The organism is Kitasatospora sp. LaBMicrA B282 (genome assembly GCF_050325825.1).
GTDB lineage: Bacteria > Actinomycetota > Actinomycetes > Streptomycetales > Streptomycetaceae > Kitasatospora.
In genome coordinates, this window is sequence record NZ_JBNQTI010000076.1 from 24,660 (window position 1) to 38,280 (window position 13,621).

At 76.0% G+C, this 13,621-nt stretch carries 2 protein-coding genes; both read left to right on the forward strand.

Annotation, left to right across the window (positions count from 1 at the left end; all coding sequences use genetic code 11):
• Positions 1–4: 4 nt before the first annotated feature.
• Positions 5–8,776: a type I polyketide synthase gene (locus ACQRUO_RS21495; protein ID WP_428317632.1), complete on the forward strand. Its 8,772-nt coding sequence runs from the start codon at positions 5–7 to the stop codon at positions 8,774–8,776.
• Positions 8,777–8,807: 31 nt separating this feature from the next.
• Positions 8,808–13,621 (forward strand): beta-ketoacyl synthase N-terminal-like domain-containing protein (locus ACQRUO_RS21500; RefSeq protein ID WP_428317633.1); only part of this gene is annotated, 4,814 nt, incomplete at its 3' end.

Consider the following 13,621-nt stretch of genomic DNA (forward strand, 5'->3'; position numbering starts at 1 on the left):
ATAGATGAGCACCGATTCCGGCCAGGGATCGACACCCGCCAGCGCAGCCGAGTCCGCCGTCGCCATCGTGGGTGTGGGGTGCCGCTTCCCCGGCGGGGTGCGCAGCCTGGACTCCTTCGGGCGCCTGCTGACCCGGGCCCCCGACGTCTTCACCCCGGTGCCGGCCGACCGCTGGGAGGCGGAGCGCAGCGACCCGAACGGCGGGCCGGGCCGGATCGCCAACGGCATGGGCGCCTTCCTGCCGGACATCGACCGCTTCGACGCCCCGTTCTTCGGGGTGAGCCCGCGGGAGGCCGGGCTGCTGGACCCCCAGCAGCGGTTGGTCCTGGAGGTGGCCTGGGAGGCCATGAGCGACGCGGGGCGGACCCGCGAGCAGTGGGCCGGGTCACGGACGGCGGTGGTCCTCGGGCTGCTCGCCAAGGACTACGAGCTGCTCCACGCGCGCACCCTGGGCACCGGGTCGATCGGCCAGCACCACGTCAGCGGGCTGGAGTTCAGCTTCGCCGCGGGCCGCCTGGCGTACACCTTCGACCTCACCGGCCCGGTCTCGGCGGTCAACTCGGCCTGCTCCTCCTCGCTGCTGGCGGTGCACCAGGCCTGCCAGCTGCTGCGCTCCGGCGAGTGCGACACTGCGGTGGCCGGCGGGGTCAGCCTGCTCATCACCCCGGACATCAGCATCTTCCTCAGCCGGGTGGGCGCGCTCTCCCCCTCCGGCCGCTGCCGCCCGTTCGACGCCGCGGCCGACGGGATCGTGCGCGGCGAGGGTGCCGGTGTGGTGGTGCTCAAGCGGCTCGCCGACGCATTGGCCGACGGCGACCGGATCCACGCGGTGATCCGCGGCTCGGCCGCCAACAACGACGGCACCAGCATGGGGCTGACCGTCCCGAACGCGGCCGCCCAGGCGGACCTGCTCGAACTGGCGCTGCGGCGGGCCGGGTTGGCGCCCGCCGAGGTGGACTACGTGGAGGCGCACGGCACCGGCACGGCGATCGGCGACGTGATCGAGGTGGACGCGATCGGCGAGGTGTACGGCGCCGACCGCGGCACTCCACTGCTGGTCGGCTCGCACAAGGCGCTGCTCGGCCACATGGACGCGGCGGCCGGCATCGGCGGCCTGCTGAAGAGCACCTGGGTGGTCAACTCCGGCACGGTGCCGCGCCAGCCGCACGTGGACCGGCTCAACCCGGGCGTGAACTGGCGCGACGGCGTGGTCACCGTGCCGAGCGAGCACACCGCGATCGGCGGGCCCGACCGGCCGGCCCGGGCCGGGGTGAGCGCCTTCGGGCTCAGCGGCACCAACGTGCACGTGATCGTGGAGGCCCCGCCCACCGCGCCGGCCCGCGAAGCGGACCGGCCCGGGCACCCCTACGTGCTGCTGGCCTCCGCCGGCAGCGCCGCCGGACTGGCCGAACAGCTCGGCGCGCTGCGCGAGTCGGTGGCGGCGACCGAGCCCGCGGACCTCGCCGACCTGGCCGCCTCCAGCACCAACCGGCGCACCCACGAGTCGCACCGCTACGCGGTGGTGGCCGCGGACCGCGCGCAGTTGCTGGAGGTGCTGGCCGATCCGACCGAGCCGCAGGACGGCGGGTACCCGGGCGTGGTGCTCGACCCGGAGAGCGCGCCGGAGCCGGTCTTCGTCTACTCCGGCCAGGGCGGTCAGTGGCCGGGGATGGCGCTGGACCTGTACCGGGACGACCCGGTCGTGCGGGCGGCGCTCGACGAGTGCGCCGAGCTGATCAGCGCGACGGCCGGCTGGCAGCTGCTCGACGAGCTGCGCGGGGCCGACCCCGCGGCCGGGCTGAACCGCACCGAGATCGTCCAGCCGGCCATCTTCGCGGTCCAGGTCGCACTGACCCGCTGGCTCGCCGACAAGGGCGTGCGGCCGGGCGCGATCGTGGGGCACAGCCTCGGCGAGGTCGCCGCGGCGCACGCTGCGGGGGTGCTGAGCCTGCCGGACGCGATCACGCTGATCGTGCGGCGCTCGGAGACCCTCGGGCTCGCCTCCGGCTGGGGCCTGATGCACGCGGTCACCGCGGACGAGGAGACGGTGACCGCGGTGCTGGCCGAGACCGGGCTGCCGGTCACCGTGGTGGCGGTCAACGGTCCGACCTCGCTCGTGGTGGCCGGCCCGGCAGCGGAGGTCGGGCAGGCCGCCGCTGCGCTGGAGGCGCGCGGCCTGCGCTGCCGTCAGCTGCGGGTCGACGCGCCCGCGCACAGCCCGCTGATCGGCGAGCTGGGGCCGCGCCTCGGGGCGGCGCTGGCCGGCCTGCGCCCGGCCGCCCCCGCGGTCCGGCTGCTCTCCACGGTGGACCCGGACGCCACCGACCTGACCTACGACGCCGGGTACTGGGTGCGCAACTTCACCAGCCCGGTGCGGTTCTGGCCGGCGATCGACCGGCTGCTCGCCGAGGACGACCACCCGCTGGTGGAGATCGGCCCGCACCCCGTGCTGGTGCCCTCGCTGACCGAGGCACAGCGGCTACGCGGGCGGCAGGCGCCGGCGCTGCCGGTGCTCTCCCGCTACGAGCCCGGCCGGCTGGCCGGCTACCGGGCGCTGGCCCGGCTGCACGCGGCCGGCACGCCGGTGCGGTGGCCGGCCGCGGTGGCCGGCCCGGTGCGTTACCGGACGCTGCCGGTGCCGTCCTGGGGCGGGGACCGCTACTGGCTGCCCGGGGTGCCGCGCGGCAGCCAGGGCGTCACCGACCCGCAGCGCGCGGGCGCGGTGGGCGGCGGGCCCGCCAAGGTGCGGATCAGCCTGCTGGACGAGCACGACCGGGTCACCGGCGAGGCGTACGCGCGGCTCGACGCGGGGGCGGGTGCGGCGGCTGCGGCGGTTGCGGCAGTCGCACCGGCCCCGGCGGTTGCGCCGGTCACCCCGGTCGCACCGGCCGCGCCCCTCACGCCGCCCGTGCCGCCCGTGCCGGTGGCGGTGCCACCGGCTCCGTCGGCTGCCGCCGCCGGTCGGGCCGGCGGCCTGGTCGAGCTGGTCACCGACGCGGTCCGCGAGGTCCTCGGCCTGCCCGCCGGGCAGCCGGTGGCCCGCCGCCGCGGCCTGTTCGAGCAGGGCCTGGACTCGCTCACCGCGGTGGCCCTGCGCCGGCGGCTGGAACAGCAGCTCGGGCTGGAGCTGCCCAGCACCATCGTCTTCGAGCGGCCGACCGTCGCCGCGCTGGCCGAGCACCTCGCCGAGCTGGCCCCCCACGCCACGGCGCCCGCTGCCACACCGACCCCCGAACCCGCCGCCGCACCGATACCCGAGCCGGCCGCCACGCAGACCCCCGAGCAGCCGGACGGCATCGCGGTCATCGGCATGAGCTGCCGCCTGCCGGGCGCAGCCTCGCCGGAGCAGTTCTGGGACCTGCTGAACACCCGCACCACCACCGCCGGCAAGCTGCCCGCCGACCGGCTGCGGGACCCCATCTGGGCCGAACTGGGCGACACGGTGGCCCCACGCGGCTCCTACCTGCCCGACCTCGCGCAGTTCGACGCGCCGTTCTTCCGGATCTCGCCGCGCGAGGCCGCGCTGCTCGACCCGCAGCAGCGCCTCTTCCTGGAGACCGCCTGGGAGGCCCTGGAGCACGCCGGCTGCCCGGCGCACACCCTGGCCGAGCGCCCGGTCGGCGTCTACGCCGGCCTGTCCATGGCCGACTACCAGTACCTGGTCGCGCGGGCCATGCCGGACACCGGTCTGACCCTGCACCAGGGCACCGGAACCTCGTTCGCCGCGCTCGCCGGCCGGCTGTCCTACGTGCTCGGCCTGCGCGGCCCCAGCATGGCCGTGGACACCGCCTGCTCGGCCTCGCTGACCGCCGTCCACCTGGCCTGCCAGGCGCTGCGCTCCGGCGACTGCGAGGTGGCCGTGGTCGGCGGCGCCAGTGCGATCGTCGCCCCCAGCCCGCTGATCGCCTCGATGGCCGGTGGCGGGGCGCTCTCCCCCGACGGGCGGTGCAAGGCCTTCGACGAGGCCGCCGACGGCTTCGGCTGCGGCGAGGGCGCCGTGGTCCTGGTGCTCAAGCCGCTCGCGGCCGCGCTGCGGGACGGCGACCGGGTGCACGCGGTGCTGCGCGGCAGCGCCGTCAACCAGGACGGCGCCACCGGCGGACTGACCGTGCCCAACCCGGCCGCGCAGGCCGACGTGGTCCGGCGGGCGGTCGAGCGGGCCGGCTGGGCCCCGCACGAGGTGGACTACGTGGAGACGCACGGCACCGGCACCCCGCTGGGCGACCCGATCGAGGTGAGCGCGCTGGCCGCGGCGCTGGGCGCCGATCGCGACCAGGGCGACCCGCTGCTGATCGGCTCCGCCAAGGCGAACGTCGGCCACCTCGGCGCGGCGGCCGGCGCGGTGGGCCTGCTCAAGGTGGTGCTGGCGCTGCGGCACGGCCAGCTGCCGCCGCACGTGCTGGACCGGCCGTCGAGCCGGATCGACTGGGAGCGGCTGCCGGTCGCCCTGGTGACCGACGAGCGCCCGTGGCCGACCCGGCAGCGGCCGGCCCGGGCCGGGGTGAGCGCCTTCGGGTTCAGCGGCAGCAACGCCCACGTGGTGGTGGAGCAGTTCGTCCCGGCGCCGGCCGAGCGGCCCGCCGCGGCGGGCGGCGACCAGGTGCTGCTGGCCACCGCGGCCACCCCGCAGGCGCTGGCCGCGGTGGCCCGCGGGCTGGCCGACCGGCTGACCGCGGCGCCGGAGCAGGTGGCCGGGATCGCCTTCACCGCCACCCGGCGGCGTTCGCTGCTCGACCACCGCCTGGCCGTGGTCGGCCCCGACGCCGCGACCCTGGCCGCGGCCCTGCGGGCGGCCGCCGACGGCCGGCCCACCGCGGACACCCGGCTCGGCCGGGTCGACAGCAGCGACGAGGCCACGCTCGCCTTCCACTACCCCGATGAGCTGCCCGCCGCCGCGGTCGTGGCCGGCTGGGCCGCCGGGTCCTCGGAGTACCGCCGACAGGCGGCCGAACTCGCCCAGCTTCTGGCCGAGTTCACCGGGGTGCCGGTCGGAACCGGCGACGCCGAACACCCCGCACTCCGCCCGGCCCGGGTCTTCTGCCACCAGGCCGCGGCCACCGCGGCGCTGCGCCACTGGGGGGTCGTCCCGCACGCGGCCACCGGCCTGGGAGCAGGCGCCGTCACCGCGGCCTGGGCGCGCGGCGAACTGACCACGGCGGCAGCGCTGCGCCACCTGCTCCCGGGCACCGACCCCACCGGCGCGCCGGGCGAAGCACTCGCCGGGCCGGCCGAACCGCGCACCGCCGCCGACTGCGACCGGGTGCTGACCCTGCCGTCGACGGAGACCACCCCGGCCCGCCTGGTCGCCGAGCTGTTCGCCACCGGCCACCGGCCCGCCACCCCCGACCCGGCCGCCGGCACCCAGGTCGACCTGCCCGGCTACCCGTGGGACCACCAGCCGTACTGGTACCGCGAGTTCCCGCTGCTGCCGACCACCTGCTGGACGCTCTCCGCCGGCAGCGCGGCCGAGCTGCGCGCCCGCGCCGGACGGCTGCACGAGGCGCTGGCCGGCTCGCCGGCCCCCGCCGCCGCGGTCGGCCAAGCGCTCGCCCTGCGTCCCGGCGAGCCGCACCGGCTGACCCTGGTCGGCGAGGAGACCGGCGGCCTGCTGGCCGACCTGGCGGCCTTCGCCGAGCGCGGTGAGACGCCCGCGAGCGCCGTCACGGGCGTGGCGCCGGACCCGGCGCGCCCGGTGCTGGTCTTCCCGGGCCAGGGCTGGCAGTGGGACCGGATGGGCGCCGAACTGCTGGACAGTTCACCGGTGTTCGCCGCGGCCATCGCGGAGTGCTCGGCCGTCGTGGAGCAACTGGCCGGCTGGTCGGTGCCGGCCGTGCTGCGCGGCGAGCCGGACGCGCCCTCGTTCGAACGGGTCGACGTGGTCCAACCCGTGATGTTCTCGGTGATGCTGGGCCTGGCCCGGCTCTGGGAGTCGGCCGGCGTGGTGCCGGCGGCGGTGATCGGGCACTCGCAGGGCGAGATCGCCGCGGCCTGCGTGGCCGGGGTGCTCTCGGTGCCGGACGCGATGCGGGTGGTCGTGGCGCGCTCGGCGGCGCTGGTGGAACTCGCCGGGCACGGTGCCATGCTGTCGGTGGCGGCCGGTCTCGACACGGTGACCGAGCTGCTGGACGACTGGTCCGACCGACTCTGGGTGGCGGCGGTCAACGGGCCCTCGTCCACCGTGGTCGCCGGTGAGGTGGCGGCGGCCGAGGAGTTCATGGCCGCGTGCAAGGCGGCCGAGGTGCGGGTGCGCCGGATCCCCGTCGACTACGCCTCGCACACCCCCCAGGTCGAGTCGATCGGCGACCGGGTGCTGGCCGCGCTGGGCCGGGTGGAGCCACGCCCGGGCCGGGTGCCGATGTACTCCACGGTCACCGGCGCCGAGCTGGACACCACCACGATGGACGCCGCCTACTGGCTGCGGAACCTGCGCAGCCGGGTGCGCTTCCAGGACGCCACCGAGGCCCTGCTGGACGCCGGGTTCACGGTGTTCGTCGAGGCCAGCGCCCATCCGGTGCTGACCGTGGGGATCGAGGAGACGGCCGAGGCGCGCGGCCTCGGCGACCGGGTGACCGTCAGCGGCACGCTGCGCCGGACCGACGGCGGGCTGCCCCGACTGCTGACCGGCGCCGCACGGCTCTGGACCGCCGGTGTGCCGGTGGCCTGGCCGGCCCTGCTGCCCGCCGACGCCGACGGCACCGCGCTCGACCTGCCGCTCGACACCCCGGCCGACGACCGGGCCGCGGCGCCCGACCTGGCGGAGCAGCGGTTCTGGCGGCTGGTCGAGCAGGCCGACCCGGCCGAGCTGGCCGGCCTGCTCGGACTGGACGCGGCGGCGGAGCGCGACTCGCTGGGCGCCGTGCTGCCCGCGCTGTCCCGCTGGTGGCAGCAGCGGCGGGAGACCGCGGTGGTCAACTCCTGGCGCTACCGGATCGGTTGGCGCCCGCTGGCGACCGGGGCCGAGCCCGGATCGCTCACCGGCACCTGGTTCGTCGTCGCCCCGGCGCAGTCGACCGAACACGACCTGGTGACCGCCTGCCTGCGGGCGATCGGCGAGCACGGCGGCAAGCCGGTGCTGCTGCCGCTCGACGCCGCGCACCCGGAGCCGGCCGCGCTCGTCGAGGCCCTCACCGAGCCCGGCGACCAGCCGATCAGCGGGGTGCTCTCGCTGCTCGCGCTGGACGAGTCCGCCCACCCCGAGCACCCGGTGGTGCCCGCCGGCCTGCTGGCCACGGTCGTGTTGCTGCAGGCCATGGAGGCCGCCGGATGCGACGCCAAGCTCTGGTCGGCGACCAGCGGCGCGGTGGCCACCGGCCCCGCCGACGCCCTGACCAGCCCGACCCAGGCCCACCTGTGGGGGCTGAACCGGGTGGCCGGGCTGGAGAACCCGCAGCGCCTGGCCGGCCTGCTCGACCTCCCGCCGGTGCTGGACGCCCGGGCCGCGCAGCTGCTCTGCACGGCGCTGGCCGGCATCGCCGACGAGGACCAGCTGGCGCTGCGCCCGACCGGCCTGCTGGCCCGCCGGATCCTGCGGGCCCCGGTCGCCGCGGACGCGCCGGGCACGCCCTGGCGCCCGTCCGGCACCCTGCTGGTCACCGGCGGCACCGGCGCCCTCGGCGGCCACGTGGCGCGCTGGCTCTCCCGGCAGGGCGGCCACCTGCTGCTGGTCAGCCGGCAGGGCGCGGCCGCCCCGGGGGCCGCGGAACTGCACGCCGAGCTCACCGGGTTGGGCGCGGCCAGCGTCACCCTGGCGGCCTGCGACCTGGCCGACCGGGCGGAGCTGGCCCGGGTGCTGGCGGCGGTCCCCGCCGACCGGCCGCTGACCGGCGTCTTCCACACGGCCGGCGTGGTGGACGACGGACCGGTCAACGAGCTGACCGCCGACCAGTTGGAGCGGGTGCTGCTGCCCAAGACCCGCGCGGTGCAGAACCTCGACGAGCTCACCGCGGACCTCGACCTGTCGGCGTTCGTGCTCTACTCCTCCGCCGGCAACCTGATTCCCAACGTCGGGCAGGCCGCCTACGCGGCCGGCAACGCCTACCTGGACGCCTTCGCCGAGCACCGCCGGGCCCGGGGCAAGGTGGCCACCTCGATCGCCTGGGGCGCCTGGGCCGGCCGCGGGATGGCCGAGGACCAGGGGTTCATCGACTGGCTGAGCCTGGGCGGGATGGACCTGATGACCCCGCACCTGGGGGTGATGGCGCTGCTCCAGGCGCTGGCCCAGGACGACACCACGGTCACCATCGCCAACGTCGACTGGGACCGCTTCGCGGAGCGCTTCGGCGCCACCCGCCCGCACCCCTTCGTCGCCGAGGTGCGCACCCGACCGGCCGACCGCACCCCCGCCGAGCAGGAACGACCCGACCGGCTGGCGCAGTTGGCCGCGCTGGAGCCGGAGCGGCGGCGGACCGAACTGCTCGACCTGGTGCTGACCGAACTGGCCACCGTGCTCGGCCACGCCAGTGCCCGCTCACTCGACCCCGGCACGGCGTTCAAGGACCTGGGCATCGACTCGGTCACCGCGATCGAGCTGCGCAACCGGGTCTCCGGCGTCGCCGGGCTGCGCTTCTCCCCCATCGCGGTCTTCGACCACCCGAACGCGGCGGCGCTGACCGAGCACCTGCTGGACCGCTTCCCGACCCCGGCGGAAGCCCCGGCACCGGCGGAGCAACCGGCGGCAGCACCGAACCCGGCCGGCGAGTCCGCGGAGACCAGCCGGATCGACGAGATGGCAGTCGAGGACCTCGTGCGGATGGCGCGCGGCGCGCACGGTTCCTGACCCGATGGCAGGCAAGAGCGGAGAGACCAGGATGACAACGGAGAATCACGAGATCGTCGCAGCGCTGCGGTCCTCCCTCAAGGAGACCGAGCGTCTGCAGCGGGAGAACCACCGGCTGACCGAGGCGGCGCGGGAGCCGATCGCGGTGGTGGGGATGGCGTGCCGGTTCCCGGGTGGGGTGGGTTCGCCGGAGGAGTTGTGGGAGCTGGTGGCGGGCGGGGTCGATGCGACCTCGGAGTTCCCGACCGACCGTGGCTGGCCGGCGGACCTGTACGACCCGGACCCGGAGAAGTCGGGGAAGTCGTACGCCCGGCGGGGTGGGTTCCTGACGGACGTGGCGGGCTTCGATGCGGAGTTCTTCGGGATCTCGCCGCGCGAGGCGTTGGCGATGGACCCGCAGCAGCGGTTGCTGCTGGAGGTGTCCTGGGAGGTCCTGGAGCGGGCCGGGTTGGACCCGCTGGCGCTGAAGGGCAGCCGCACCGGCGTCTACGTCGGCGCCTCCACCTCCGCCTACCTGCCGGACCTGGAGCACCTTCCGCAGAGCGTCGAAGGTCACGCGCTGACCGGCAACCTGGCCAGCGTGCTCTCCGGGCGGGTGTCGTACTCGTTCGGGTTCGAGGGTCCGGCACTCTCCCTCGACACCGCCTGTTCCTCCTCGCTGGTGGCGCTGCACCTGGCGGTGCAGGCGCTGCGGCAGGGCGAGTGCACGCTCGCGCTGGCCGGCGGCGTGACCGTGCTGGCCAGTCAGGTGGCCTTCCAGGAGTTCTCCCGGCAGCGCGGCCTGGCGGCCGACGGGCGCTGCAAGCCGTTCAGCGCCGCCGCCGACGGCTTCAGCGCAGGTGAGGGCATCGGCCTGCTGGCGCTGGAGCGGCTCTCCGACGCGCGGCGGCTGGGGCACCGGGTGCTGGGCGTGGTGCGCGGCAGCGCGGTCAACCAGGACGGGGCGAGCAACGGACTGACCGCCCCCAACGGCCCCTCGCAGCAGCGAGTGATCCGGGCGGCGCTGGCCAACGCCGGTGTGACGGCCGCCGAGGTGGACGCGGTGGAGGCGCACGGGACCGGGACCAGGCTCGGCGACCCGATCGAAGCCGAGGCGCTGATCGCGGCCTACGGCCAGGACCGGCCGGAGGGTCACCCGCTGCTGCTCGGCTCGCTGAAGTCCAACATCGGCCACGCGCAGAGCGCGGCCGGCGTCGGCGGTGTGATCAAGATGCTGATGGCGCTGCAGGCGCAGGAGCTGCCGCGGACCCTGCACGTGGACGAGCCGGCGCCGTTCGTGGACTGGTCCGCGGGCGTGGTCTCGCTGTTGACGGAGTCGGTGGCGTGGCCGCGGGGTGAGCGGGTGCGGCGGGCCGGGGTGTCCTCGTTCGGGGTCAGCGGCACCAACGCGCACGTGATCGTGGAGGAGGCGCCGGAGCTCGGGGAGGTCGGGGAGCCGGCTACCTCGGCTGGGCCGGCCGTGAGTGGCGCGGTGGTGCCGTGGGTGGTTTCCGGTGGTAGTGCGGGTGGGCTGCGGTCGCAGGCTGCGCGGCTGGCCGACTTCGTGGAGTCCGCCGGCGCGGACGTCGAGGCGGGCGCGATCGGCCGCTCGTTGGCCGGGCGGTCGGCGTTGCGGCATCGGCTGGTGGTGGCGGGGGCTGGTCGGGCCGAGTTGGTGGCGGGGTTGCGGGCGTTTGCGGGTGCGGGTGAGTTGGTCGGTGGTGCGGTGGCGGGGGTGGTGGCGGCGCGTCCTGGGGTGGGGTTGTTGTTCTCGGGGCAGGGGGCGCAGTGGGCGGGGATGGGGCGGGAGTTGTCCGCCGTCTCTGGGGTGTTTGCGGGGGCGTTGGATGAGGTGTGTGGGGTGGTGGATCCGTTGTTGGGGTGTTCGTTGCGGGAGGTGATGTTCACGGCCCCTGATCCAGAGGGCTTGTTGGATCGGACGGTGTTCACACAGGCCGGGCTGTTCGCGTTCGAGGTGGCGCTGTACCGCCTGGTGACGGCGTGTGGGGTGCGGCCCGAGGTGTTGGTGGGGCATTCGGTGGGGGAGGTGGTGGCCGCGCATGTGGCGGGGGTGTTGTCGCTGGCGGATGCGGCGGCGTTGGTGGTGGCGCGGGGTCGGTTGATGCAGGCGTTGCCTGCTGGTGGCGGGATGTTGTCGGTGCGGGCGGCGGTGGATGAGGTGGAGGGGGTGTTGGCCGTCCGGGCCGGTGGTCGGGTGCAGGTGGCGGCGGTCAACGGGCCGCGCTCCACGGTGGTCTCCGGCCCGCTGGAGGTGCTGGATGAGCTGGCCGCGCACTGGGACGAGGCGGGGGTGCGTACGCGGCGGTTGCGGGTCTCGCATGCGTTCCATTCGGCGTTGATGGAGCCGATGTTGGACGACTTCCGCCGGGTCGTGGAGAAGCTCACCTTCGCCGCGCCGCAGGTCCCGGTGGTCTCCACGGTGACGGGCAAGCCCGTGAGCGGTCAGGAGTGGGGCAGTGCGGAGTACTGGGTGCAGCAGGTGCGGCGTCCGGTGTTGTTCGCGGATGCGGTGCTGGAGGCGGTGGAGCGTTTCCCGGTGCGGGCGTTGGCGGAGATCGGCCCGCGGGCGGTGTTGACCGCGATGGCCGCCGAGTGCCTGCCCCAGGACCAGGACACCATCGCCCTGATCCCCCTCGTTCGTAGCGATCGTGGTGAGGAACGCGCCCTGCTGACCGGTCTGGGCCACCTGTGGGCCACCGGCGTCGACCTCGACTGGACCCAAGCCCTCCCGGCCACGACCACCGCCAGTGCGGTGCTGCCGGAGCTGCCGACCTACGCCTTCGACCACACCCGCTACTGGCTGGAGCGCGGCACGCGCGGGGCCGGTGACCTGGCCAGCGTCGGCCTGGGCGAGGTGGACCACGGCCTGCTCGCCGCCGCGGTGGACGTGGCGGCCGGTGACACGATCGTGCTCTCGGGCCGCCTCTCCCTGACCGCCCAGCCCTGGCTCGCCGACCACACGGTCGCGGGCACCGCGATCGTGCCCGGCACGGCGTTCCTGGACCTGGTCATCCGCGCCGGGGACCGGGTGGGCTGCGCCCGCGTCGAGGAGTTGATCGTGCAGGCGCCACTGGTCCTGCCGACCGCGGGCGCACTGGACCTGCAGGTCGTGGTCGACGCCCCGGACCCAGACGGCCGACGCACCGCCGGCGTCTACTCCCGCCCCCACACCACCACCACGCCCGGCGGCATCTGGACCCGCCACGCCCAAGCCACCCTCACCGAGGCCGACGCCGGCGCCCCCGTGGTGGACGTCGACTTCGCCGATCCGGCCGCCTGGCCGCCCGCCACGGCCACCGCCGTCCCGGTCGACGACCTCTACCCGGAGCTGACCGCCCGCGGCTACGGCTACGGCCCCGCCTTCCAGGGCCTGACCGGCCTCTGGCGCGGGGCCGATCCGGACGAGGTCTACGCCGAGGCCGTGCTGCCGGAGCCGGCCGCCGAGCAGGCCGACCGGTTCGGCCTGCACCCTGCCCTGCTGGACGCGGCGCTGCACGCGCTCAGCCGGCACGACGGCTTCCCGGACGACGGCGTCTGGCTGCCGTTCGCCTGGAACGGGGTGACGCTGCACGCGACCGGCGCCCGCACGCTGCGGGTGCGGCTGCGCTCGCTCGACGCCACCACCGTGCAGCTCACCGCGACCGACCCGGCCGGCCGCCTGGTGATCCACCTCGAGGCGATGCACGTCCGTCCGCTGGACCGGACCCAACTGAGCACGACCGCGCCGGTCACCGACAGCCTCTACGCCCTGGAGTGGACGCCGGTGGCGGCGGGCACCGACCTGCCCGGCCGGGTGGCCGTGCTCGGACCGGACCCGCTGGGCCTGGCCGGCTCGCTGCCCGGCGCGACCCGCTACCCCACCCCCGCGGAGCTGGCGGCGGGGACCGGGCTCCCGGACTGCGCGGTGGTCTCCGCCGTCGGCGACCCGGACCCGGCCGAGCCCGGCGAGGCCGCCTACCGGGTGGCCGTCGACCTGCTGCTCGCGGTGCAGGCCTGGCTGGCCGAACCGCAGTTGGAGGAGACCCCGCTGGTGGTGGTCACCCGTGGTGCGGTGGGTGCCGCCCGGGACGGCGCGGGTGACGTCACGGACCTGCCCGCCTCGACCGCCTGGGGCCTGATCCGCACCGCCCAGGCCGAACACCCCGACAGGTTCCTGCTGCTGGACCTGGACCCGGCCGCCGAGAGCACCCCCGAGCTGCCGGCCCTGCTGGCCCGGGCGCTGACCGCGGGTGAGCCCCAACTGGCCCACCGGGACGGCGTCCTGCTGGCCCCGCGGGTGGTGCGCGGCGGCAACTCCGGTCAGATCCCGGCGGTCAGCGGCTTCGGCGCCGGTCAGGACTGGCGGATCGACACGCCGGGCGGCGGCACCTTCGAGGCGGTCGGCAAGATGGCCAACCCCCGCGCCACCCGACCGCTGGAGCCCGGCGAGGTCCGGCTCCAGGTCCGCGCCGCCGGCCTCAACTTCTACGACGCGGCCGTGGCGTTGGGCCTGGCACCCTCGAACGAGGGCCTGGGCACCGAGGGTGCCGGCGTGGTGGTGGAGACCGGCCCAGGGGTGACCCGCTTCGCGCCCGGCGACCGGGTGTTCGGCCAGTTCCCCGCCGCCTTCGCGCCGCTGACCATCGCGGACGAGCGGGTGCTCGCCGCGATGCCGGAGGCATGGTCCTTCCAAGAGGCTGCCGGGGTGCCGACCGTCTTCATGACGGCGTACTACGGGTTGCACGACCTGGCCGGGATCAAGCCCGGCGACCGGGTCCTGATCCACTCCGCCGCCGGCGGTGTCGGCATGGCCGCCGTCCAACTCGCCCGCCACTGGGGCGCCGAGGTCTACGCCACCGCCAGCCC

Bases quoted from the DNA above. Each gene is read 5' to 3' on its own strand.
- ACQRUO_RS21495 (WP_428317632.1), top strand. From the start codon at position 5: ATGAGCACCGATTCCGGCCAGGGATCGACACCCGCCAGCGCAGCCGAG.